The following is a 24,884-nucleotide window of genomic DNA, read 5'->3' as shown; positions in this document are numbered from 1 at the left end:
TTATTTTATTCAAATGTTCAGTAAAATCTATCAATCACAATAGAGTACTTCATGACGGAAGTCCCAACTGAATTTGTCATGAAGAAAAAGTAGCTTAAAAAATTGAGGAATATGAGTTTTGAAACTCAGGGATAAAGAATCCCAGTTCTTAATTTTGTTTGCTACTATGTTCTTTTCTTAGCCAAATCCAAGTCTTGTGCAGACTATGAAGCACCGTGAGCTTTAAAACTTCGGTTGCTGTACATGAGGGAGATTTTCCTTGAGGTCGACCCCTTTATACTCTATAGATTTTATGTTAAAGAACGCTTGTCTTGTAATGACTTTGCATAAATACGAAAATATACTGAATTTACCAAAAATTTAACAAACATTAACTAAAAAAATGTATCTTATATAATTTAAATTATATATTTTATAGCCCGAAAAAAAATATGCTATTTGTTCATTTCTTTAAAAATCAGTATTTTTCACGTTAAAATATTGTTAATGAACCACGCCATTCATAATAAACTGGTTTCCTTTATCTGGGGAATTGCTGATGACTGTTTAAGAGATGTATATGTAAGAGGAAAATACAGAGATGTAATTCTCCCTATGGTAGTGCTTAGAAGACTGGACGCACTATTGGAACCTACAAAAGATGCCGTACTGGAAGAAGTGAAGTTCCAGAAAGAGGTGATGAAATTCACCGAATGGGACGAAAAAGGTATGTCAGCAGCTTCAGGATTTGTATTTTACAATACAAGTGAATGGACTCTCCAAAAGCTTTATGCCACTGCGACAAACAGTCAACAGATATTGCTGGGTAACTTTCAGGATTACCTGAACGGTTTCAGTGCCAATGTGCAGGAGATTATTGGGAAATTTCAGCTTAGAAGGCAGATTAAGCATATGGCAGATAAGGATGTTCTGCTTGATGTTTTAGAGAAGTTTACTTCACCAGACATTAATCTAACTCCTTTCGAAAAACTGGATTCCCAAGGAAGAAAATTACCTGCACTGACCAACTTGGGGATGGGATATGTTTTTGAGGAGCTTATAAGAAAGTTCAATGAAGAGAATAATGAAGAAGCTGGAGAGCATTATACACCACGTGAAGTTATCGACCTAATGACCCACATAATCTTTGAACCTATAAAAAATAATATTCCTTCAGTCTTGACTATCTACGATGGGGCAAGTGGCTCGGGCGGCATGCTTACGGAGTCTGAAAATTTTATCATCGACCCCGAGGGGGAGATTAAAGCCACCAATACAGACATTTATCTCTTCGGCAAGGAGGTAAATGACGAAACCTATGCTATCTGTAAATCGGATATGATGATTAAGGGGAAAAATCCTGAACACATCAAAGTAGGCTCTACCTTATCAACAGACGACTTTGCTGGCACTACCTTCGATTTTATGTTATCCAATCCACCGTATGGAAAGTCCTGGGCCTCTGAGCAGAAGTACATCAAAGATGGAAAAGATATTATAGACCCCCGCTTCCAAATCAAACTCAAAAACTACTGGGGTGAAGAAGAGGATGCCGATGCAGTTCCTCGCAGCAGTGACGGCCAATTGCTTTTCCTAATGGATATGGTAGATAAAATGAAACCTCTATCGCAAAGCCCAATGGGAAGCAGAATTGCCTCGGTACATAATGGCTCCAGCCTGTTTACAGGAGATGCAGGTGGCGGTGAGAGCAACATAAGAAGATATATTATAGAAAACGATTTGTTGGAAGCCATTATCCAGCTTCCTAATAATATCTTTTATAACACAGGAATTACAACCTATATCTGGATTTTATCTAATAAAAAATCTCAGAAAAGAAAAGGTAAAGTGCAGCTGATTGATGCTAGCGAAATGTACCAGAAGCTGCGTAAAAATCTAGGTAACAAAAACTGTGAACTCACCAAACAGCACATCAAGGAAATCCTAGACTGCTATGTTGAACTTAAAAAATTAGACAAAAAAGAAACGGGAAATCTTGCTAGTAAAGTTTTTGACAATGATGATTTCGGTTATTTCAAAGTCAATATTGAGAGACCGAAACGGCTGAAAGCACAATTCACTACTGAAAAAATTGAGAGTCTGAAATGGGAAAAAAGCAATCCCGATTTCAGTAAAGTTCTCTTTGAAAAGTATGGATTAGAAGTATACCAAGGACTTGAAAAACATAAGAAAGAAATTGCTGATTATGTAGAGAAAAACGACCTTGGTCTCAATCCGAAACAGTTGGCTTCATTCCTGAAAAAAGAAACTTGGGAAAAGCAGGAAATGTTGTACCAGACTGCTAACAGATTAACGGAAGTTTTGGGAACAGAAACCTATACCAATTTCAATCTCTTCTCAGACAAGGTTGATGAGGTATTAAAGCAGGATAAAACCAAGCTTTCAGCCACGGAAAAGAAACAGATTCTGGATGCTGTAAGCTGGTATGATGAAGAGGCAGACAAAGTGGTAAAAAAAGTTGAGAAACTGAATGACAAAAAGCTTGCAGAACTTTTAGAATACCTGAGCTGTAAGGAAGAAGATTTATCTTATTATGGTTATTTTCCAACAGACAAAGCTGGAGAATATACCATTTATGAAACCGAAGCAGATTTAAGGGACAGCGAGAGCATCCCACTGAAAGAAAACATCCAGGATTATTTCTTAAGAGAAGTAAAACCGTATGCTGAGGAAAGTTGGATTGCTTTGGACACTGTAAAAATTGGGTATGAATTAAGCTTTAACAAATATTTCTATGAACCTGCACCATTAAGAACTTTAGATGAGGTTACGGAAGATATATTGGCTTTGGAGAAAGAAGGAGATGGGCTTTTAGCTGAAATTTTAAATTTTTAAAATGAAAAAATACGACAGCTATAAAGACAGTGGTGTAAAATGGTTGGGTGAAATTCCCGAGCATTGGAACGTCAAGAGATTAGGCGCAATCTTAGAAGATATTTCAATTAAAAATCAGCCAGATAAACCTTTGTTATCAATAACGAGAGAAAAAGGTGTCATCCTAAGAGACTTAGAAGATGATTCTGAAAACCATAATTTTATTCCTGACGATTTGTCTGGCTATAAATTTTTGAAGAAAGGTCAGTTTGGAATGAATAAAATGAAGGCTTGGCAAGGTTCATATGGTGTTTCAAACTATGATGGGATTGTTAGTCCAGCTTATTATATTTTTGATTTAAATTCACAGATAGTACCAAATTATTTTCATAAAGCGATAAGAAGCAAATTTTATGTTGCACATTTTGGTTCGGCTTCTGATGGAGTACGAATTGGTCAGTGGGATTTGTCAAAAAGTAGAATGAAAGAAATACCTTTCTTTATTCCTCCACCTGAAGAACAACAAGCCATAGCCGAATTTCTAGATGAAAAAACTGCCAAGATAGACCAAGCCATTGCCATCAAAGAAAAGGAAATAGAGTTGCTGAAAGAAAGACGGCAAATTCTGATACAGGAACTCGTAACTGGCAAAAAAATCTGGGACGGCAACCAATGGACAAAACCTACCAAAACCAAAGACTCTGGTGTAGATTGGATTGGAGAGATTCCTGAAGATTGGAAACTAAGTAAGTTGAAGTCATTTTGTGAAGCTTATGGTAGAATTGGTTTTCGAGGATATACTACATCAGATTTAGTTGATGAAGGTGAAGGAGCTATTACAATTAGTCCATCAAATATTAAAGAGAATGATATGGAATTTGAAAAGAATTCTTTTCTATCTTGGGAAAAATATAATGAATCACCTGAAATTAAAATAAGAGAGAATGACATACTAATTGTGAAAACAGGTTCTACATATGGCAAGATTGGAATGGTTAAAAGCCTACCCCAAAAGGCAACAATTAACCCACAATTACTTGTTTTAAAAAATATAAAACTAAATGTTGATTTTTTATATGAGTCATTAAAATCTAATTGTTTTAAAACTCAAATTGAAAAAAACGTAATTGGTTCAACAATACCTACTATTTCAGAATCCAAAATTTTAGGTTTTGTAATTCCTGTTCCAATTGACAAAAAATATCTAACAGGAATTGTTGATAGATTAAAGAATATTAATGAAAAGTATTTTAAAATAATTTCAATAAAGCAGCAGGAAATAGAAAAGCTTAAGGAGTACAAAACCGTACTAATAGATAATGTGGTAACGGGGAAAGTGAGGGTAACCTAACCAAAGTCATTTTTTATTTAATTAATTTTGCTACAATAAAACTTAAATATTTTCTTGAAGGTACACCATAACATAGGAAGAATTAATTTTTTGCTGGCTCTTTATCAGATGTCAGAAGAAGAATTATTGTCTATAATTAGTGGCGATTTAAAAAATCCCATTACGAAAGACCAGATTTGGACAGAAGAAATAAAAATTTCTCATCTTAAGAAAATTGATAAAATCTTTAACAAAGGCATCCAATATTACCTTGACCCAAGCACACCTGAAAAGAATAAGGAAGCAAGTATATTTTTTAGAAAAACAGAATTAGGTGGGGAATTAAACTTAGGTGCAAAGCAGATAGTAAATCAGTTTGAAGAAACAAGCCTGTCATTGTCGGCTCTTGCAAAATTATCTGATGTAAAGTTTGAAAGAGTACTTCCAAATTATTCCGTAACAAGTTCTCCAAAACAAGCAGGGAAAGAAATCAGGGAAAAGCTAAATCCAATATTCAAAGTTCAGCCTAAGGAATTTCTTGTAGAATTGATACGGGTTTTAGGTTATGCCAATATAATAGTTTTTGAATATGTGGAGCACCATGCTAAAATTGAGAAATCAAACATTGATGGTTTTTATATAAAACCCAATAACATTGTACTCAAAAGAAATCAACGGTTTTTCAGAAGAGAAATTTTTACCCTAATTCATGAATTAGGACATTACTTATTAGATGAAGAAGTTGCAGAAGAGGTAAATTATAACTCGATGCAAGCACCTATCAACAAAATTGAAAGATGGTGTAATGAATTTGCGTATTATTTTCTTGTTGCAGAGTATGATAAGATGATTTCGAATGTAGAATTTGCCAGTCCCAAAAATGATTATCATCATGACTTGATTACAGAAGTGTCTTCTAAAACTCATCTCAGCAGAACTGCTTTGATGACGAGGTTGCTGATTAATGAGAAAATAAGTCCAGCTTATTATCAAAAATTCAAAAAAAATCTTCAAGAAGAGTTTGAAGCTAAAAGAGAAGAAGAGAAAAAGAAACGAGAGCTTGACAAGGAGATGGGTGTAAAAACTTTTGCACAACCAGCTGTTCCCATAAAGTCCCCATTAGTAATCTCCACTTATCAAAAAGCATATTTTGAAGGAGCGATTTCAGAATATGAATTTTGCCAGAAATTAAATATTAAATCGGAAAATTTTGAAAGGTATATCTATGATAGCAGTAATTGATTGTAGTTCTCTGTTGTCATTAGCCAGATATTACCTACCCAATGACAAGAAAAATAAACTTTACGAATTCCTAAAAAAGAAAATTGAAAATGGGGAGATTTTAGTCATTGATAAAGTCTTAGAGGAGGCGAGATTTGTCTCTCAAAAATTAGTCGTGCAAAGATTGGATTTCTTGAATGATAAAGAATTTTGTAAAAAGAATCAAGTAGGAGAAAAGACTGAAGATTTAATTCCGTTTGCACATGAAAGGTTTTATAGAATGGTTGACAATAGTTTTGCAGTAAGAGCATTAACTAATCGTTTGTCTTCAGCTGAATATGAAGTTGAGAAAAAGTTATTTCTTAATTCTGCTGATATTAAGATGATTGTAAAGTGTCATAATTTTAAAAATGCAGATATTGAAGCAGTTTTGATTACTGAAGAAACAAATAGAGCGAATGATAGGAAATATTTCAAAAAAATTCCAGCGATATGCGATTTCCTAAATATTAGAACACTTAATATTCAAGAATTTTTAGAGTTGCAAAATGAGTTAGTTATCGAAATAAACTAATAATTAAATGAAATCCCAAACCAACGAAAAAGCTCTCGAAGTAGCCATAGAAAAAGCTTTGGCAGGTTGCTCCACCGAAGATATTAAAAACGGAATAGTAGCAGAATCTCAGTCACCTTATGGTGGCAACGGCTTTTATATCGGAAGCCCTGATGATTACAATGCCAAATTTGCAGTAGATGAACACCGATTCTGGAACTTCCTGGAGGAAACCCAAGCTGAAGAACTTGAAAAGCTAAAACGTCAATCAGACTGGAAACTCAAGATTCTGGACAGATTGGATAAGATGATTAAGAAGTATGGAGTTCTAAAAATCCTTAGAAAAGGTTTGGATGTTGATGATGCTCATTTTACTTTATTCTATGTTTATCCTTTACAAAATAGCAGCAAATCCGTAAAAGAAAACTTCGAAAAAAACCAGTTCAATGTAACTCGTCAGTTAAGGTATTCAGAAAGTAATCCCTTAGAAGAAATAGATATGGTAATTTTCCTAAATGGAATTCCTATAATTACCATAGAACTTAAGAACCATTGGACAGGGCAGAATGCCAGAGTTCACGGCATTAATCAGTACATGTACAAACGGGATATTGCCCAACCTTTATTAAATTTTGGAAGGTGTATTGTACATTTTGCTGTTGACACCGATGAGGCTTATATGACTACAAAATTGGCTGGTGGCAATACATTCTTTTTACCTTTCAACCTGGGTAATAATTTTGGAAAAGGAAACCCACCAAATCCTTTTGGGCATAAAACCAGCTATTTGTGGCAGGAAGTTTTAACCAGACAAAGTATTGCCAATATCATCCAGCATTTCGTGAGGTTTGATGGCACTGACAAAGATGCTTTGACTAAGAAAACACTGTATTTTCCAAGGTATCATCAGTTAGATGTTGTGAGGAAACTTATTGCAGATACAGAAAAGAACGGAGTGGGAAAAAGGTATCTAATACAGCACAGCGCAGGTTCTGGTAAATCGAATTCCATAACATGGTTGGCTTATCAATTAATCGAAGCCTATCCTGAAAATGCATTAAGTGCTGGTACAAGAAGTTTGGATGACCCTTTATTTGATTCAGTAATTGTAGTAACAGACCGAAGGTTGTTGGATAAACAGTTGAGAGATAATATCAAAGAATTCTCTGAGGTAAAAAATATCGTTGCTCCTGCATACAACTCCAAAGACTTGCAGACAGCACTTGAAACTGGGAAAAGAATCATCATTACAACTATTCAGAAATTCCCATTTATTGTGGACGGAATTGCTGACATGAGTAATAAGCAGTTTGCCGTGCTGATAGATGAGGTTCACTCAGGAAACAGTGGCACAGCAGCAGATAATCTTAACAGAGCTTTAGGAGCCAATGAAGACCAGGATGCAGAGGATTGGGAAGACAAGATTAACGAGGCAATGAAGTCACGTAAAATGACTCCAAACGCATCTTATTTTGGATTTACAGCTACTCCCAAGAATACGACACTGGAAAAGTTTGGTGAACAGCAAGAAGACGGTTCTTTTAAACCTTTCCATCTGTATTCTATGAAACAAGCAATTGAGGAAGGATTCATTCTGGATGTTCTTGCCAATTACACTACCTATAAGAGTTATTATGAACTGACAAAATCAATTGAGGAAAACCCTTTATTTGATACAGCCAAAGCTCAGAAAAAACTGAAAGCCTATGTTGAAAAACATCAGCAAACCATCAATACGAAGGCAGAAATTATGCTGGAGCATTTTCTGGATACAGTTTATAAGCCTAAGAAACTGAAAGGAAAGGCAAAAGCAATGGTAGTAACCCAAAGCATCGAATCTGCTATCCGTTATTACAAAGCTCTTCAAAACCTTTTGAACCAAAGAGGGAATCCGTTCAAAATTGCAATTGCCTTTTCAGGTGAGAAATCAGTTGATGGCATAAAATATACTGAGGCTCAAATGAATGGATTTTCAGAAGCTGAAACCAGAGAAAAGTTTGATGAAGATGAGTACAGAATTCTGGTTGTAGCTAACAAGTATCTCACAGGGTTTGACCAGCCCAAATTGACTGCAATGTACGTGGACAAAAAGCTTCAGGGAGTTTTGGCGGTGCAGACATTGTCCAGATTGAACCGTTCAGCCAATAAACTGGGTAAGAAAACGGAAGACCTTTTTGTGTTAGATTTCTTTAACTCTACTGAAGATATCAAGACCTCGTTTGACCCATTCTATACATCCACTACTTTAAGTGGTGCGACAGATGTTAATGTGCTTCATGAAATTAAGGATTCTTTAGATGGTACTGGAATCTACGAACAGTTTGAAGTTGATGATTTTAATCAAAAATATTTCAATGGCGTAGATGCCCAGCAATTAAGTCCAATTATTGATGTTGCAGCGCAAAGATTTAATGTAGAATTTGAACTTGAGGACAAAGAAAAAGCAGACATTAAAATTAAGGCTAAACAGTTTGTGAAAATTTATGGACAAGTTGCTTCAATATTGCCTTTTGAAATTATTGGATGGGAAAAACTATTCTGGTTCCTGAAGTTCCTTATCCCTAAACTGATTGTAAAAACTGGTGTTGAAGGTCTTGATGAGCTTTTAGAATCAGTTGACCTTTCTACATACGGCTTGGAAAGAAGTAAACTTAATACTACGATTCAACTTGATGACTCTGAAACAGAAGTCGACCCACAAAAGGCAACGGTTAGAGGAGCTTACGGAGATGAAAATAAAGACCCACTGGAAGAAATTATCAAAAATTTTAATGAGAAATGGTTCCAGGGATGGGAAGCAACTCCTGAAGAACAAAGAGTGAAGTTCTTAACTCTTAGTAAATCGGTTCAGGCTCACCCAGATTTCAAAGTGAAGGTTGCCGAAAACCACGATGCCCAAAATCGTGAATTAGCACTGAAAAAAATTCTGGATGAGGTAATGGCTCAACAACGTAAGCAGGAGCTTGAACTTTATAAGTTATACGCTCAGGATACTTCCTTCTACCAGGCATTTTTGAATACTATGAAACAGGTGATTAACGTAAGATAAAAAATTGATTATGTACTATCAAGAAATCGCAGACAAAGTTTTGGGACAGTATTCTCCCCATCGAACATTAAGAACTGTTTTCGATTATTTATCCGATGAGTGGACGAGAACTACAATTGATAAAAAGTTGGAAATTTTGGAAAAAATGCTTGACACTGAAGAAATTACCCTGGGACACATCCTTCAAGAGTATAGACATTATTATACTGAGGAACTATCCAACAAAGCATACGTTGTCGATGCTATAGAAGAATCTTTGGAGATTCTACTTACGCATTCGTTAAAAAGAAAATCCCAATGAAAACTTTATCTTCTTACAAAGGCTTGATTAATGAAATGCCCGTTCAAGAACAGGCATTTGTAACAAAACGCATCACCTGGGAAAAGAAAATTGATACAAAAATTCTTGATGAGATTTTTGTGGGTTTACCAGAAAGGAAAATTTCCAGAAACGATATTTTTTCAAAGTGTCCCATTGACCTTTTTGTTTATTTGGTGATTATGTGGGGTTATCCAAGAGGAATGCGTGGTCATTCCAATGATACTGCAATTTTCGAAAACATTAATGAGCTTTCAGAAATAATCAATTTACCACGAAGAGGTTTGGTCATTGAAAATGAACTGGAAGATGTTCTTCAGAAACTAAGTGATTTCCCAGGATTAGGAATATCAACAATTTCAAAATTGCTTTATTTCAGGACTTGGAAATTTGGAGATTATGATGCGTTGATTCTTGATGAAAGAATATTGCGGGTTTTTCAGGCAAAGGTCTTTGAAGAATTTGAAAACCTTCAAAACCTATCCAGGCATAATGCGCTGAAATATTACTTAGATTATCTAAAGACAATGCACCGAACTTCGAATCAGCTTAAGGTTAGTCCAGTAAATCTGGAAATGTTTTTGTTCATCTTCGGCAATAACTTGAAGTAAATCTTCTTCCCCACATTCTCCCCACATCTAATGTTGAAGAGAAAAATTACATCATTTGTTTTTCAATAATTTAAAATTGGACTTGTGAAATTTTGCTTTTAAACTATATAATATGAACACAAAAGCCAGATGAACCCAATGCTGACCAATAGTTTATGAACCTCCTGCTCCACTTTAATAAAAATAATCAATTGATTTTCAGTTGGTTATTTTTTTTGCTTAATTTCTTATTTTAAACCAAAAAATTCCCCCAAAATCAATTGGAGGAATTTTATTTAGCTCGAAAGCTTATTTCTTAATTATTTTCTGTCTGTCCGCAGACAGATTACTTGTCTCATTACAATTGAGGTCCCGCAGAAACCAATCTTCTTCCTTCTTCAGTATCGCAATACTGCTCAAAGTTTTTCACATATTGCGCACCCAAATCTCTTGCTTTCTTCTCCCATTCTGATGCATCGGCATAAGTATGTCGAGGATCAAGAATTCCTTCTGAAACGTGTGGAAGATTTGTAGGGATTTCAAGGTTCAAGATTGGAACAACCGCTTTTTCAGCACCATCAATCGATCCGTCTATGATGGCGTCTATAATTGCGCGTGTATCTTTCAGGGAAATTCTTTTTCCGGTACCGTTCCATCCGGTATTTACCAAATACGCTCTTGCTCCGTGTTCCTTCATTTTCCCGATTAAAGTTTTAGAATACATCGTTGGGTGCAAAGTGAGGAAAGCCTCACCAAACGCCGGTGAAAACGATGGTTGTGGTTCGGTGATCCCTCTTTCTGTTCCCGCCAATTTTGAGGTATATCCGCATAGGAAGTGGTATTGCGCCTGATCGTCATTCAAAATAGAAACCGGAGGCAACACTCCGAATGCGTCTGCAGACAGATAAACGATTTTTTTCGCATGTCCTGCTTTGGAAGGCAACACAATTTTGTTGATATGGTAAATCGGGTAAGAAACTCTGGTGTTTTCCGTAATTGAATTGTCTTTGTAATCCGCTTCTCCGTACTCATTTACGACCACATTTTCCAATAATGAATCCCTTCTGATTGCGCGGAAAATATCCGGTTCTTTTTCCTCGGTCAAATCGATTACTTTCGCATAGCATCCACCTTCGTAGTTGAAAACGCCATCATCGTCCCACCCATGCTCATCGTCACCGATCAAATATCTTTTCGGATCTGCCGAAAGTGTGGTTTTCCCGGTTCCTGAAAGTCCGAAGAACAAAGCCACATCACCTTCTTCGCCTACGTTTGCTGAGCAGTGCATGGAAGCCATACCTTTCAGCGGAAGATAGTAGTTCATCATCGCAAACATGCCTTTCTTCATTTCGCCGCCATACCAGGTTCCACCGATAATCTGCATTTTTTCGGTGAGGTTGAACATCACGAAGTTTTCAGAATGAAGCCCCTGTTCTTTCCAATTTGGATTCACGGTTTTGGACCCGTTCATCACGATAAAATCCGGCTCACCAAAATGTTCCAGCTCATAAACTGAAGGTCTGATGAACATATTGGTCACAAAATGCGCTTGCCAAGCCACTTCCATAATGAATCTCACTTTGATCCGGGTATCCGGATTGGTCCCGCAAAATGCATCTACTACATAAATTCTCTTGGAAGTGGAAAGTTGTTTCAAAACCAATTGCTTGCAGCTTTCAAAAATTTCGGGTGTAGTCGGAAAATTCACTTTTCCATCCCAGTTGATGGTATCTCTGCTGATATCATCTTCCACGATATACCGGTCTTTTGGTGAACGGCCAGTAAAAATTCCCGTCTTTACTGCTACCGCTCCCGATTCGGTGACTGCACCTTTTTCGAAACCCTTATTTCTGGTTGACATTTCTGCATTATACAATTCCTCGTAGCTGGGGTTATAAACGACTTCCTCGTAACCTGTAATTCCCAGCTCGTGCAATTGCTGAATGATTTTGATGTTCTTCATAGCGACTTTTAATGTAGATTTTAAGTTAAAAAGCAAAATTAGCCATTAAAGAAATTTAATGACCTTTAAAATTACTGATATTCATCAGATTCTGCAAGAAAAATCCGCTACAGTATTGTATTATGAATCAAAGAATTAACTCGTCCCATTCAAAAATTGTGGAGAAATCTCTTCCCGAAAAATACTCCCTGAAACCGGAAAATTTGCGACTTAAGACAAAATCACCACCCCATGCTCCCAGACTTTTGACAAAAACCGGGGCATTTTCGAAATATTTTTCCTTCACCGTTGCCATTCCGAGAAATTCAGAAAGTCTGCACTCATGATCCTCCATCTTTTCTGAAAATTTTTCAAGATCACCGGTCAGAAAGATTTCGTGGGTCAAAGCAGAAAGTTGCGCAATGAGATCCGGAGATTTGGGTTTTGAGCGATACATCTCGATTCCCTTTCTGCTGTCCTGTTTCCGGTTCAAATGAATGAAAATCAGCTCGCTTCGGAACTCTGGTTGGAAATGGAGTTTTTCTGTCTTCCGCTCCCCTTTAAGATACCGGTAAAAGATGGCCGATTTTGCCTGCGCAACCGCTATGTCATAACCACTGCCGCCAAGACAGCTTGCATTCAGTTCGAAGGCATCAATTTCAGCCCAATCCGAGAGATTAGTCATCAAAGTGGAACTGCTGCCCAATCCGAAATCAGCAGGAAACTGAAGATTGGTTTGTATTTCGTAAGAAGTGCTTCCCTGAAATTTTAGGGCAGAGCTTTTTTGAACTTGCTTTAAGACCTTTAAGACAAACCGCGCGGAATCCGGAATGTTGGCTTCTGTAATTTCCCAATGCTGATAATTGATTTTAGCGCTTAACCAAGGTTGATTTTGGTGAAAGGCATTCCAGGAAATCATAGACTGCCCGTCCTCCATTTCCACCACAGATAATTCCTGCCCTAATTGGGTGGGAACGGCAAGCGCCAAAGCACCGTCCAAAACAGCATACTCCGAAGTGAGCAGCAATTTTCCGGGTGAAAAGAAACTTCTTTCTGATTCAGCTTTCAATTCTATATATTAAAGATTGGGGCTGTAAATCCAGCCAGCTTAATGGTCTGAAATGAAACGGACTCGCTTCAACACTGCTTCAGTGCAGGCAAGTCCGGATATTCTTAAAAGTAGTCTTATGAAACTCAAACAGCAGAGGAAACAATGACACTACCATCTATTTTCCTGATCAGTCCCTGCAGTGTTTTCCCCGGTCCTACCTCCACAAAGTCAGAGGCTCCTTTTTTGATCATATGTTGAATAGACTGCGTCCATTTCACAGGTCCTGTTAACTGTGCGATCAGGTTGTTTTTGATTTCTTCGGCATCATAAACCGCCGTGGTCGTGATGTTCTGATAAACATCCATCGTGGGTTTGTAGAACTTTGTTTTGTTGATGGCTTCAGCTAATTTTTCCTGAGCCGGCAACATTAATGGCGAATGAAACGCACCGTTTACAGGAAGGAGCAATGCTCTTTTTGCGCCGGCTTCCTTCATTTTTTCGCAAGCCAACTGAACGGCTTCAGTTTCACCGGAGATGACGAGCTGACCGGGGCAGTTGTAATTCGCAGGAACCACAATTCCAGGGGTTTCCTCGCAAACTCTTTCCACCACATCATCTGCAAGTCCGAGAATTGCAGCCATGGAACTCGGATTCGCATCACAGGCTTCCTGCATCGCTTTTGCACGCGTGGACACCAATTTTAAACCGTCTTCAAAGGTGAGAACTCCATTAGCCACCAAAGCTGAAAATTCACCCAGAGAATGTCCTGCAACCATATCCGCTCCTATTCCGTTGACCGTTTTTAAGGCCGCAAGGGAATGGATGAAAATGGCGGGTTGGGTAACTTCTGTTTTCTTCAGGTCTTCCTCCGTCCCTTGGAACATGATGGAAAGGATGTCAAATCCTAAAATATCATTGGCAGAATCCATGATGTCTTTAATGTCTTTTCGGGAATCATATAATTCCTTACCCATTCCGACAAACTGGGAACCCTGACCAGGAAATACAAGTGCTTTCATAGTTTATTTTTAAAAATAATGGATGGTTCACGATCACATGGTGCCATCAGATATCGCTTGTTACAATTTATTGAGGAACCAGACGTACCACTCGGTAACCTTTGTTCACGTAAGCTCCTGTTTTGGTTTTTTCGAATTCAAATTTAGTGGCGAGTTGGGTTTGAACCTTGTTCATCTGTTTAAAGATTTCGCCTTTTTTATTTTCCCTGCTCAACATGTCGTTGACCACATCAAACCCGATAATTGCGTATCTGGAAGGTGTTTTGCAATATTTGCTTTTGAAAGAGGCCAAAATTTCCTTTTCAAAACTGCCGTCGGTATCAATCTTTCGGTCCATTAAATAAACCAGATTAGTCTGACTCAGTTCGTCCACTTTTTTCTCAAAAGACGGCGCGAAATACATGCTGAACGCCTTGATTCCCTGCACCTCTTTGGAAAGTGAAATCATTTTTGCCGCAAAAGCATCACCAACCGAGGAATTGTCACTGGCCAAAATCCCAATGACCGGCGCTGATTGTCCTGTCATCATATTCTGATCCGGCTGAATCTCTGCAGCGGAATTGACCACGGTGATTTTGGGATTTTTCAGCGATTTTTCCAAACCGGTTTTCAGATAGTTGGCACGGGTTTTTTCGCTGTCGGCCACAATATAGATTTTTTGGTCCTGGAAAACGTCTTTCACTTCTTTGATGATGCGGTCTGCATAAACTTGGTCGTTGGTCTCAATAATGACCAGATTGCTGTACCCTAAAAGATCATCGGAATTGGCAAAGGGTGCCACTACCGGAATCCTTTTGTCTTTCACAAAATCCAGCACCTCCAAAACGTTTGATTTAAAAAGCGGACCGATAATCAAATCGGTATTGTCTTTATTGATTTGGGTGAGAGAATTCTTGAAACTGCTCTCATTTCCTGCATCAACCACTTTCACATCAAGCTTCTGACCACTTTGCGCGCTTCTTTCAATCGCCAATTTTGCTCCGGAAAGGAAATCGAAAGACAGTGCTCTGTATTTGGCATCATTACTGTCAAATCCGAATGGAAGCATCAGCACTACATTCAGTGCGTCTCCGGTTTTTTTCACATAGCCGGCTTCCAGTTTTTTGATTTTCAGGACCATCCCGGTTTTCAGGCCGTTTGCCAGATTCGGATTGAGCGAAAGAAGTTCATCTAAGGTAATCCCGAATCTGTTCAGAATTCCAAAAACGGTGTCGCCATCCCGAACCGTATAGGTCACATAATCATCCGCTGCTGCGGCCGGATCTGAAACCGTGGAAGATATGGCGGAAGAAGTATTTCCCGAAAACTGCCTGGAATCGGAACCGGCTGAATGCTCCGTTTCAAAATTGGCGGAATCATCTGCCTTGATTTTGATGACATCGCCGGGTTGAAGACCTTTCGCCTCCAAACCTGGATTCAGGGCGAATAATTCTTTTTGGGTGATGTTAAAGGTTTTGCTGAGCTTATAGTAATTGTCTTTCGGCTGCACTAAATAGGAGTCATCCGCAACTTTTTCCGAAGGTACTTTCACATCGGTTTTAGTGGGAACCGCTTCGGTCCTGCTGCTATTTACTGCAACCTCTGATACCGGCTTCTGGGTACCGCCATATTTTTTTATGTTGGCCAGTGGAAGCGTCACCTGATCCCCGATTTTCATATGGGAATCCAGATTGGGATTCAGTTTCCGAAGCTCGGTTTCCGAAATTTGGTACTGTTTGGTAATTCCGTAGATGGTTTGTTTAGGCTCCAATACAATTTTGCCCAACGCTCCTGAAGTCGCCTGAGGGTCTTTCGCAACTTTCCCCGATTCAGGAGTTTTAACACCTTGTTTTTCTGTTTTCTGCACTGCCAGAACTTCGCCGATGGAGATCTTTCCTTCTTTCACATTCGGGTTGAGTGTATAAAGCTCATCCACAGTCAGTCCGTATCTCTTTGAGATATTATATGGATTGTCACCTTTTTCAACCGTGTGTGTTTTTTGTGCGGAAACCGCCGCAAAAGCGATGACACCAGATAAAATGAAAAACTTTTTAATCATGTTTTGTTTCTAACGGATTACAAAAATAATGCTTTAAAATTAAAGTGAAAAAATTATCAATTGTGACTTTTCAGCATCCATTGCGTGGTAACAATTTCTGAGCCATTCCTTGCCGGATTCCGAATAAAAAACCGAAAAATTGAACACCCTTTCTTGCCAGATCTTTCCGGGATGCACCTTCAAAAACAGCTGCTCTAAACGTTCCAGTTTTTCCTGCTGCTTGATCTTTTCTGCACGGAGAAGCCGTTTTCTCATCCTCGAAAAGGACTTTAACTGACGCGCTCTTTCCGCATTCACCAAATTGCCGAAAGACTGATCTGTGAGTGCTGCCTTAGCTGAAATCCGGTCAAACTGATTCATTAAAGATTTTTCTTCTTCGTCCAAAAGACTTTTGATTTCATGGTCATCCAGCAGAATGCCCTTCGAAACTGAAGCAAAATTCCTGAACCAATCTTCAATTTCCAGGCCCAAATTTTTGCTTTTGGTTAATGTCTTTTCAGGCACGAAAAGCATCGAATTTCTGGGAATCAAAACCGGAAAAGTGAGATGGGTTTTCCTGAAATAATCCTTCAGCTCCAGCCAATACATAATTTCGGCATTTCCACCGATATAAGCCAGATTAGGCAAAACCTTTTCCTGAAAAACCGGCCGCATCAATGCATTGGGACTGAATCTTTCGGGATGATTGTCCAGTTCATTCAAAATTTCCTCCTCAGAGAAAAAAAGATCCGTATCAACCACGTGGAATCTTCCGTTCTTGAACTCAATCCTGTTCCGGGTTTCCGTTAAATAAAAAAGATTGATTTCCCGCGGGTTAACCTGCACTTTTCCATATTTTCCGGTTAGAAAATCAACGGTATCTTTTGTAGCATTTTGTAATTCCTGATGAAGGAGTTCATTTTTGAATACTTCCTTCATTTCAGATTTCAACGAGGCTTCATCCCCATCAATTATGATTAATCCGTATGCTGAGAAAAGCTCTTGAACCAAAAGTTTAGTGCATTCAGCAAGCGTTTTCCCTTTTTTGTAGGCACGTTTCATCATCAGAATCAGTTCTGTCCCAAAAACAGTGTCTTTAAACTCATTTTCAAACTCGGAAATAAAGAAATCGTCTTCCAAACGGATTTTGCCGACTGCTCCGCCAGATTTCGCTTTGGTTTCATAATAGCCGGTTTCGGTCCGGAAATGGTTGATTTCCTCAAAATCATGATCTTCGGTGGCCATCCAAAAAACAGGAACAACTTTTCTGTCCGGGAATTTTTGGTTTAAGAATTCGGAAAGCTTAATGGTCTGCAAAATTTTATACACAAAAAAAACAGGCCCCGTAAAAAGGTTGAGTTGATGACCGGTGGTTACGGTAAAAGTGTTTTCATTCGTCAGCAATTCCAGATTTTCTTTTTGCTGATCCGTTAATTGGAGGTCGGCATTTTGTTTTTGCAAAACACCGCAAAGTGTATTTCTCTGTTCTGAACCGAAGTTTCCAAACTTCAGAACAAATTGTCTTTCAATGTTTTCGGAGCTGAATACAGTGTGCTCAAATCCATCAATTTCCCTGTTCAGGAAATCCTTGATGATTTGTGGAATGCCCTCGATGGAGGTGAATGGTATGTTGGTGAGGTTTTTCAAAACTGTTTTGGTAATACCGGTGTTTTATTTAATTTTTTATGAATCCCGAATAATCCCCTGCTCTGATTCCCTAATCCCTAAAGCCTGTCTGCCGACACGTAGAGAAGTGGAGGAAGGAACTTTCTTTGCAGTAGATCACAAATTTATGAAAGTCATTTCTTTATCATTCCAAACCTGGAAAGCCAAAAATTCAATTCCCTTCAGGGTCGGGGAAATTTGGATCTTTGGTTTTTGACAGGATGTTATCAACTGTACTTTCTATTTTATTTAATACTGATTCTACGTTTTTCATCACATTTTCGTTCGTGAACCGGATAACTTCTGATCCGTTTCAAGCCAATATAGCGCTTCTTACCTTATCTTTTCAAACTGTTCCTTGGTACAATGAAAAGCACCATCAATTCCAATGATCAATTTCAACTGATGAAAATAAAAATCTGCACTACAAAATATCTATCGGATGTTGCCTCCTGAACTTCAGTCCCCGTAATTCATTTGCTCCCAAATGTTCCCCTAAAAACTTTTCCGCGTCAGTTGCAAAATGCCTTAAATACCGTTCCTTTGAAAAAGAATCTTCGGGCGCTCCTTCCCACATTCCATCGTCATATCCTGGTTTAAATTTCTTCATGATGGTCATCAGCTGAAAAGATACCAGACAATTCCCAGATTAAACCGGAAATCGTAGAGCGGATAATTGGGTGCGGTGAAAGATTTGTTTTGCATGAAGGTGGTGTTCAGATGCTGCGCTTCGATGAAGAAAAACATTCTCTTCACTTTCAAATTGAAATATACATCGCCGATGGGCTCTCCTCCGATGGAATAGGAATTCGATCCGGGCAAAATAAACTCGTTTAAGATGGGCGAAAACTCCCTGGATGCAAATTTGGTGAAGTAATAGATTTTGATGCCGGTTTGGATTTCGGCGACCTCTTTAAATGCTTTTGTCTGATAGAAAAAATTAAACCTTCCCACAAAATTTGGCATGGGGTATAATTCCTTGTTGGTGAGTGCACTTTGGAAAAGCACCCGCGGATTCAGATGGAATTTTCCGTAAGAAAAAGTAGCTTCACCACCGATTTGGGAAATATTTAATGACGAACCGCTTTGCTGCGGCTGCGTGTTTGAATCCAAATACGTGTAATGATCAATCCTGAAATAATTGGCAAAAATCAAGCTACGGAACCATTTCAGGTGCACATCACCACCGATTTCTGTAATGGTTTCGTTTTTGGGCCGGTCCAGAAAGAAATTGAATTTTCTGTAAACCGATGGGTTCATCAGGAGATTAAAGCTTGGCGATGCCGTTTGAAAATTCACTTTGGCATTGACAAAATAATCTTTGATGGGTTCAAATTTCATGAGGTTTTGGGAACGCAGAAAACTTCCGAACTCATTTCCATTGGAAAATTCCAGGTTGGAATTCAGCTGAACTTTGTCCCAAAGTTTTATCAGAAGATTACCAACCGCGCCGATTCTGTTTTCTGAAAGTTCCTGCGGAAAACCGGCAAACGGTTCTGCAAAAGGTGCTCCGATACCGAGTTTAATCACTTGGTGACGGACACCCGCATCCAGTTTAAAGTTTTTCCGGTCGAATAGGACACTGATGGTATTGCTGAGATTTTCAGAATACTTCTTGGAAGAAAGCGGGTAATCCACCAAATCTTCAGGTACTGAGAAAAAATACGGTTCCGGCTGCGATTGGTTGTAATAATATTTATTTCCCTGATGAAAAATGGTATGGCGGATTTTGAATGGGAATTTCTCTGATGAAAACGGCCGGAACTCATGACTGAAATAATATCTCCGGTAACCGAATCTGGAATCCGAAAACTGTAGATTAACCGGGAGGTTGAGCCGGGTATTGAAATTGCTGTTTCCACCCAGAAACAGCGAAACATCGGAGATTCCACCATTTTCTTCATTATTCACGTTGGAATGAAGGTAATGTGCGAATGCTTCGTATTTGGAATTCTTTGATTTGAAATGTCCGGAAAAAATAATGTTGTTATTCGATGCAAGATCATGCAGATAGAAACCGAGTGAGCGAAGCCCCATATATTCCACTGCAAAGTTGAAATTTTTACCGATATTCTGGGTATAGGTCGATTGGAGCGCTGCACCACTGCTCACCGAATTATGGTAGATGAAAGCGGTAGTCGGGGTTTTTACATCATAATATTTAATATCGTCAATTCCGGGAATAAAATGTGATTTTCTGGCCGGAAGAAGTGAAAGATTCTGCTCGGTGTTCACTTGGTAAACCATGGGGTTAAAGCCTGAACCGATATTGGCAAACTGAATATTCCCAAAATTATCGCGGTTGTTGTACTGACTAAAAATGAATGTTTTATCCTGCGTGAAATCGGTATCAAATATCTTTTTCTCTGAAAACCGGGTTTGGTATTGGTAATCGTAAATAGTCGGTTTAAAGATTTTCAGGGAATCTCTTTGCCCGGAATCGATAATGAGGGTATCCTGCGGTTTGATTCGGTTGGAATCTGTTTTGCTGATCACCTGCGCTTGGATGGTGCTGCAAAAAACCATTAGGCAGAGAAGGAGGTACTTCATTTTTTTTCTTTGGTGTACAAATTTAAGAAAAGTGGGGGAATAAAAAAGCCGCAATCGGTGGATTGCGGCTTGGGTTGTTTTTTAAACCAATTAATATCCAGGGTATTGAGTTAAGTTTTCATTATTATTTAGCGAAATTTGTGAGATTGGCAAAACGTATAATTTATCTCCCGGCTGTACGCTACAGTTCATAGCACAGTTAGATGGCTTCACGATAGGAAGATTGTATCTCTTCAAATCTAGGAATCTTTGCCCCTCTGCAAAAAGTTCTTTTGAGCGTTCTTCTAAGATATCATTTAAGATATTTGCACCTGTATAAACGTTACCGTTTCTTGAAGCGGCAAATGCATTAAGTTCTGCAAGTGCTTGCGGATCTTGATTGGTCAAATGCAGGGCTTCGATTCTATTAAGATAAGCTTCAGAATATCTCAGGATTTTGATATTTCTCTTGTAGTTTCCTCTTTCAGTAAGTCTTGGATATTTCCCTATCCACCAACCATTACTTGCCGTTGGAACTGCAGGTGCGGTATTGGAAAACAATCCTCTTCTAGCATCAGTGGAAGCGAAACTGGTATAAAAAGTATTATTAGCTAGCAAAGATCTTTTTGGGTCTTGTTTCGAAAAGAAGCATGGAAGCGATACATTGGAACCAATTCCCGTAGCATTCTGGGTTAGAGTATTGATGTCTAATTCCCAGATGGTTTCCGGTTGCTTCTCAGCAACACTGTCGGAACTCCCAGCAAAATAATTAACATAAGTTGCATTTTGGATTGGTAAACCGGTTACAGGCTTGAACGCACCCGATGGCGCAGAAGCAATAAGTTGGTCAGTAAGTTGCAAAGCAAGTTGCGCATCTCCAGAAGCGCGTCTTGTCAAATAGACTCTAGACAGTAATAATTTTGCTGCATCTTGGCCTAAAAGTACTGACGATTCCGGTTGGGAATCAGCGTATATTGCTCCATTCTTTAAGTCTGAAATAATTTGATCATAAACTTGTGCTACAGTCGCTCTCGCCGGCTTAATCAATACATTATAATTTTCAAGCACGATAGGCACACCGTATTCCTGATTCACTCCAGAAGTTGGAGATGGTGAATAATAACTGGCCAAAATATAATACGCATAACCACGAAGAATATAGGCTTCGCCTTTTATTCTCATCACATTAGGATTACTTTTTACAACCGTATTGTTAATAATTAAGTTTGCATTAACAATTAAGTTATACATCTTGCTATAAAATTCAAACTGGTTTTGGTATCCAGAATAATTCATGTTATAGGTTGTCAAATAACTTCCGTTTGATGTGTTAAAGATTTTGTCTCCTAATATTTCGCCAAAGATAATAACTTCTGTACCTAAAGCATTTGCAGATGCAATATTGAAATAGGAGCTATTCAATAACTGCTGTAATTGTTGTTCCGTAGTAATTAGCTCTATCGGATCTTCATTGTTGGGAAATAAATCTAGTTCCCTTTCACTACACGAGTTCGAAACATGTAATAATAGGATCGATACTAAAATTAAAAAATATTTTTTCATTATAAATTTTCTTTTTTGTTAAAAGCCTAATTGAATTCCCAAAGAAATTGTTCTAAGTACAGGCGATGAATACCAATATCTACCTTTTCCAATCCAAGACCATGAGTTTGAAGTAGATTCTGGATCGTAATTCAAATTCTTGTCAAAAACATATGTCAACAGGTTGGTTCCACGAGCATAAATCGTAAGATTATTTAGTCCTGTTTGTTCTTTAAACAATTTACCAAAAGAGTAAGAAATTCTCATCTCTTTCAATCGTAAATGGTCTCCCTTACTGATAAAACGTGAAGACGCCAGTCTGGATTCAGTAGGGTTTCCTAGCACAGCTTTTGGATTATCATTGCTGTAATTTTCCATGCCGGGTGCATTTGTCCAAGAATCATATAACGCTTCTACGACTTGGTTTCTATTCGGGAATCTACCATCGTGGAAAGTGTATGAACGAACTCCATTTTGTACATAGAAATCAAACTGCCCAGAAATCATGAAACTTAAGGAGAAATTCTTGTACTTAAATTCATTGGTAATACCAATATTATAAAGTGGGAATGCGTTTTTGCCTAACCAAGCTTTTTCAGCATTATTTTTATTATTGGTTACGTCTGTTCTAGTATCGTCAGTGTACCACAATCCATCTCCTGCCTTAATTCCTTTTGTAGGATTATCTTGTTGAGCTACACCTGCCCAGATCCACGTATAATATTCTCCAAAGATATGTCCGGGAGCAAGGGCTACCAATTCATTAGTATCATCTGCCGTACCTGGGAATTCATATAACGGAACGCTCAGTTTTTCTAGCATATTTTTGTTATAAGAGCCATTCGCAGAAATATTCCATGAGAAATTTTCATTTCGAACTGGGATTGCATCAATCGTCAAATCGATACCTTTATTGCTAACAGTTCCAACATTTGCCTTGTACTTTTCAGTATCGGATGGACCTCCAGCTTCTGATGCAGGAAGGAAATAGAAAATTGCTTTATCTGTCACTTTGTTGTAAACATCGATCGAGAATTTTAATCGGTCATTAAAAAGACCAAAATCTAATCCAATGTCAAGATGCTTGGATTCCTCCCAAGTCAACTCTTTGTTTCCTGGAAATGAAATTCCCGCATTTCCCGTATAAGTGCCCCAACCTGTAGATCCATAACCTAAAGTTGCATATTGATTATATTGACTATACCATTGATCCGCATAAGGAATATTTCCTAGTACACCATAACTTGCACGTAATGTAGCAGATGAAATGGCTTTTGGTATAAACGCTTCATTTCCAAGATTCCAAGATCCACCGACTGACCAGAAGTCACCAAACTTTTTTTCTCCCAAAGTAGAGTTACCATCTCTTCTGAATTGCCCAGAAAGGGTATATTTGCTATCTAGGGTATAATTCAATCGGCTGAAATAAGAAATTTGCTTCCATTGCTGATCGCTATTATAGGCATACATTTCCTCCGCAAAATCAAAGTAAGGACGAGGATCCGTCATCGTGTAACTCCAAGCTTGCAGATTATTATATCTGTGATCCTGATATTCAATACCTAAATATGCTTGAAGATTATGTCTTCCATTAAAAATGTTTCTGTATGAAAAAGTGTTTGACCAGTTCCAATCAAAAATCTGCGTACGCATATCTGCAAGAAATCCTTTTTCTCGATCCATATTTGTATAAACAGGATGCCCAGCCAATACAAGTTGCATTTCTTTCATTAACTGCAACTGCATACCATAAAGTGAATTAAAGTAAAAGTTCTTCGCAAACTGATAATCCATATTTGCTGAACCAATAATGGTATTGATTACAGAATATTGGCTGGTTTCATTCAAGATTCCAAGTGGATTGAAACCAGATGTCATCTCGTTTGGATCTTTAGGCCAGGATTCCTCATTGTATTTACCATCGATAAAAACTGATCTCCATGGAGACAACATGATAGACGATGTAACTGGGTTTGCAGATGCTCTACCTCCAAAATACGTATTTCTTTTAATATTGGAATAATTCAGATTGAGTCCAAACTTCAGTTTTTCTGACGCCTTGTGATCAATGGCAGAATTAATACTAAGTCGGTCAAAAGATGAAGTCTTTACTAATGGAAGGTTCTCATAATAGGACCCACCTAATCTGAAAGAAGTGTTTTCACTACCACCAGAAGCCGAAAAATTATAGGTATTAACAACAGAACTTGTTCTGTTGATTACTTTCGTCCAATCTGTATATTGTCTTGACTGCTTTATTGGCTCGCTATCAGGTATGAAATTATTATAATAATACTGTGTCGCTTCCTCCAAAGTATTAAAATGAGTATTTACCAGCTCCGTATTATCCGCCCCTTGAGAGTTCCACATCAACATTCCTCCATATTTCAGATATTCGTCGCCATTCATCAACTTCATTTTGTCGAATGCACGATCTTGAACACCTGTTTCTGAAGAAAATTCAAAACGGGTTTTTTGATTATATTTACCTTTTTTAGTCGTAATCAAAATTACGCCATTTGCACCTCTGGAACCATATAATGCCGTGGCAGAAGCATCTTTCAAAACATCCACCTTTTCAATCGCGTTCGGATCAATTGCAGCAAGTGGATTCCAGGATTCCATCATCGAAGCATTATCTGCACCTTTACCCACGACTACTCCATCAATTACATATAGAGGATTTGGGGTTCCCAATAATGAAGCTACCCCACGGATGGTAATCATATTTGAAGATCCCGGATCACCACTCGCAGAAGAGAAGTTCAAACCGGCAACCCTTCCATTCAACACGTCATCAACGGATGAAAATGGCGTCGATTCAAAATTCGCTTTGGATACGGTGTTGTATGATCCCACTTTTTGCGCCGGATCAAGCTTAATCCCTCCAATCAAAACAACTTCCTGAATTTCTCTTGTCTTGGTTGCAGTGTCCTTTTTAGCTTTCTGAGCGATCAGCGTGCCTCCTGCGAAAAACAGCACACCGATACTTAAAACTCGTAGTTTTACATTCATATTAACACTATTTTAATATTTTAAGGGACAAATATGTTAATTTTTTTTAAGATACGCAAATGGAATTTAATTATCTCCATTCTTTTTTCCAACTGCTTATGATTTCCACATCCAACAGCAATTTATTTCAGCAAAATATTAATGGAAAAACCACTTGCATTAATGACCCTTCAAAATGCATATGCGATCCGTTAGGAGCCATATAAAAGCAAACTGCGTCGGTTGACG

The 24,884-nt window shown here is 38.2% G+C and carries 16 protein-coding genes; 7 read left to right on the top strand and 9 right to left on the bottom strand.

Annotated elements, in window-relative coordinates; genetic code table 11:
* The first annotated feature begins 486 nt into the window (after positions 1–486).
* The 7 genes from L0951_RS04935 to L0951_RS04905 all read left to right on the top strand — a co-directional run bounded on the left by L0951_RS04935 (position 487) and on the right by L0951_RS04905 (position 9,897).
* Positions 487–2,835 (top strand): class I SAM-dependent DNA methyltransferase, encoded by a 2,349-nt coding sequence (locus L0951_RS04935; protein WP_234109935.1) that lies wholly within the window; start codon positions 487–489, stop codon positions 2,833–2,835.
* A gap of 1 nt (position 2,836) precedes the next feature.
* On the top strand, positions 2,837–4,165 hold the full coding sequence (locus L0951_RS04930; RefSeq protein WP_234109933.1) for a restriction endonuclease subunit S: 1,329 nt from the start codon (positions 2,837–2,839) through the stop codon (positions 4,163–4,165).
* 108 nt (positions 4,166–4,273) lie between these two features.
* Positions 4,274–5,386, top strand: coding sequence for an ImmA/IrrE family metallo-endopeptidase (locus L0951_RS04925; protein WP_234109932.1), 1,113 nt, complete (start codon positions 4,274–4,276; stop codon positions 5,384–5,386).
* A complete protein-coding gene (locus L0951_RS04920) occupies positions 5,370–5,939 on the top strand; it encodes a DUF4411 family protein (RefSeq protein ID WP_234109930.1) in 570 nt (189 codons plus the stop codon). Before L0951_RS04925 ends, L0951_RS04920 begins: the two co-directional genes overlap by 17 nt.
* A 7-nt stretch (positions 5,940–5,946) precedes the next feature.
* On the top strand, positions 5,947–8,967 hold the full coding sequence (locus L0951_RS04915; protein ID WP_234109929.1) for a type I restriction endonuclease subunit R: 3,021 nt from the start codon (positions 5,947–5,949) through the stop codon (positions 8,965–8,967).
* Positions 8,968–8,977: 10 nt separating this feature from the next.
* The gene (locus tag L0951_RS04910; protein ID WP_234109928.1) at positions 8,978–9,268 is read left to right on the top strand and encodes a hypothetical protein; all 291 of its coding nucleotides are present in this window, start codon (positions 8,978–8,980) and stop codon (positions 9,266–9,268) included.
* Positions 9,265–9,897, top strand: coding sequence for a hypothetical protein (locus tag L0951_RS04905; protein WP_234109927.1), 633 nt, complete (start codon positions 9,265–9,267; stop codon positions 9,895–9,897). Before L0951_RS04910 ends, L0951_RS04905 begins: the two co-directional genes overlap by 4 nt.
* A 337-nt stretch (positions 9,898–10,234) precedes the next feature.
* On the opposite strand, the gene pckA is transcribed toward L0951_RS04905, so the two are convergent.
* From pckA to L0951_RS04860, 9 genes are all read right to left on the bottom strand, one after another.
* The gene (pckA, locus tag L0951_RS04900; protein ID WP_234109926.1) at positions 10,235–11,839 is read right to left on the bottom strand and encodes a phosphoenolpyruvate carboxykinase (ATP); all 1,605 of its coding nucleotides are present in this window, start codon (positions 11,837–11,839) and stop codon (positions 10,235–10,237) included.
* Between the two features lie 127 nt (positions 11,840–11,966).
* Positions 11,967–12,887, bottom strand: a complete 921-nt coding sequence (locus L0951_RS04895) for a GYDIA family GHMP kinase (protein WP_234109924.1) — start codon at positions 12,885–12,887, stop codon at positions 11,967–11,969.
* Positions 12,888–13,012: 125 nt separating this feature from the next.
* Positions 13,013–13,888 (bottom strand): ACP S-malonyltransferase, encoded by an 876-nt coding sequence (gene fabD / locus L0951_RS04890; RefSeq protein WP_234109922.1) that lies wholly within the window; start codon positions 13,886–13,888, stop codon positions 13,013–13,015.
* A gap of 67 nt (positions 13,889–13,955) precedes the next feature.
* Positions 13,956–15,926 (bottom strand): LysM peptidoglycan-binding domain-containing protein, encoded by a 1,971-nt coding sequence (locus tag L0951_RS04885; protein WP_234109920.1) that lies wholly within the window; start codon positions 15,924–15,926, stop codon positions 13,956–13,958.
* 39 nt (positions 15,927–15,965) lie between these two features.
* Positions 15,966–17,552 carry a bacillithiol biosynthesis cysteine-adding enzyme BshC gene (gene bshC / locus L0951_RS04880; protein WP_234109918.1) on the bottom strand — a complete coding sequence of 529 codons (1,587 nt, stop codon included), beginning with the start codon at positions 17,550–17,552 and terminating at the stop codon, positions 15,966–15,968.
* Positions 17,553–17,994: 442 nt separating this feature from the next.
* Positions 17,995–18,180, bottom strand: a complete 186-nt coding sequence (locus L0951_RS04875; protein ID WP_234109916.1) for a DUF559 domain-containing protein — start codon at positions 18,178–18,180, stop codon at positions 17,995–17,997.
* Positions 18,181–18,188: 8 nt separating this feature from the next.
* Positions 18,189–20,120: a putative porin gene (locus tag L0951_RS04870; protein WP_234109915.1), complete on the bottom strand. Its 1,932-nt coding sequence runs from the start codon at positions 20,118–20,120 to the stop codon at positions 18,189–18,191.
* A gap of 90 nt (positions 20,121–20,210) precedes the next feature.
* Positions 20,211–21,662: a RagB/SusD family nutrient uptake outer membrane protein gene (locus L0951_RS04865; RefSeq protein WP_234109913.1), complete on the bottom strand. Its 1,452-nt coding sequence runs from the start codon at positions 21,660–21,662 to the stop codon at positions 20,211–20,213.
* A gap of 18 nt (positions 21,663–21,680) precedes the next feature.
* Positions 21,681–24,656 carry a SusC/RagA family TonB-linked outer membrane protein gene (locus L0951_RS04860; protein WP_234109911.1) on the bottom strand — a complete coding sequence of 992 codons (2,976 nt, stop codon included), beginning with the start codon at positions 24,654–24,656 and terminating at the stop codon, positions 21,681–21,683.
* Positions 24,657–24,884 lie beyond the last annotated feature (228 nt).

The sequence above is a fragment of the Chryseobacterium sp. R2A-55 genome, from assembly GCF_021401085.1.
GTDB lineage: Bacteria > Bacteroidota > Bacteroidia > Flavobacteriales > Weeksellaceae > Kaistella.
The sequence above is the reverse complement of the archived record's forward strand: the minus strand, read 5'-3'. Positions and strand labels throughout refer to the sequence as shown.

Excerpts from the sequence above, each read along its gene's own strand:
- L0951_RS04935 (WP_234109935.1), top strand. The coding sequence starts at position 487 with ATGAACCACGCCATTCATAATAAACTGGTTTCCTTTATCTGGGGAATT.
- L0951_RS04930 (WP_234109933.1), top strand. The coding sequence starts at position 2,837 with ATGAAAAAATACGACAGCTATAAAGACAGTGGTGTAAAATGGTTGGGT.
- L0951_RS04925 (WP_234109932.1), top strand. The coding sequence starts at position 4,274 with ATGTCAGAAGAAGAATTATTGTCTATAATTAGTGGCGATTTAAAAAAT.
- L0951_RS04920 (WP_234109930.1), top strand. The coding sequence starts at position 5,370 with ATGATAGCAGTAATTGATTGTAGTTCTCTGTTGTCATTAGCCAGATAT.
- L0951_RS04915 (WP_234109929.1), top strand. The coding sequence starts at position 5,947 with ATGAAATCCCAAACCAACGAAAAAGCTCTCGAAGTAGCCATAGAAAAA.
- L0951_RS04910 (WP_234109928.1), top strand. The coding sequence starts at position 8,978 with ATGTACTATCAAGAAATCGCAGACAAAGTTTTGGGACAGTATTCTCCC.
- L0951_RS04905 (WP_234109927.1), top strand. The coding sequence starts at position 9,265 with ATGAAAACTTTATCTTCTTACAAAGGCTTGATTAATGAAATGCCCGTT.
- pckA (WP_234109926.1), bottom strand. The coding sequence starts at position 11,839 with ATGAAGAACATCAAAATCATTCAGCAATTGCACGAGCTGGGAATTACA.
- fabD (WP_234109922.1), bottom strand. The coding sequence starts at position 13,888 with ATGAAAGCACTTGTATTTCCTGGTCAGGGTTCCCAGTTTGTCGGAATG.
- L0951_RS04885 (WP_234109920.1), bottom strand. The coding sequence starts at position 15,926 with ATGATTAAAAAGTTTTTCATTTTATCTGGTGTCATCGCTTTTGCGGCG.
- L0951_RS04875 (WP_234109916.1), bottom strand. The coding sequence starts at position 18,180 with ATGAAGAAATTTAAACCAGGATATGACGATGGAATGTGGGAAGGAGCG.
- L0951_RS04870 (WP_234109915.1), bottom strand. The coding sequence starts at position 20,120 with ATGAAGTACCTCCTTCTCTGCCTAATGGTTTTTTGCAGCACCATCCAA.
- L0951_RS04865 (WP_234109913.1), bottom strand. The coding sequence starts at position 21,662 with ATGAAAAAATATTTTTTAATTTTAGTATCGATCCTATTATTACATGTT.
- L0951_RS04860 (WP_234109911.1), bottom strand. The coding sequence starts at position 24,656 with ATGAATGTAAAACTACGAGTTTTAAGTATCGGTGTGCTGTTTTTCGCA.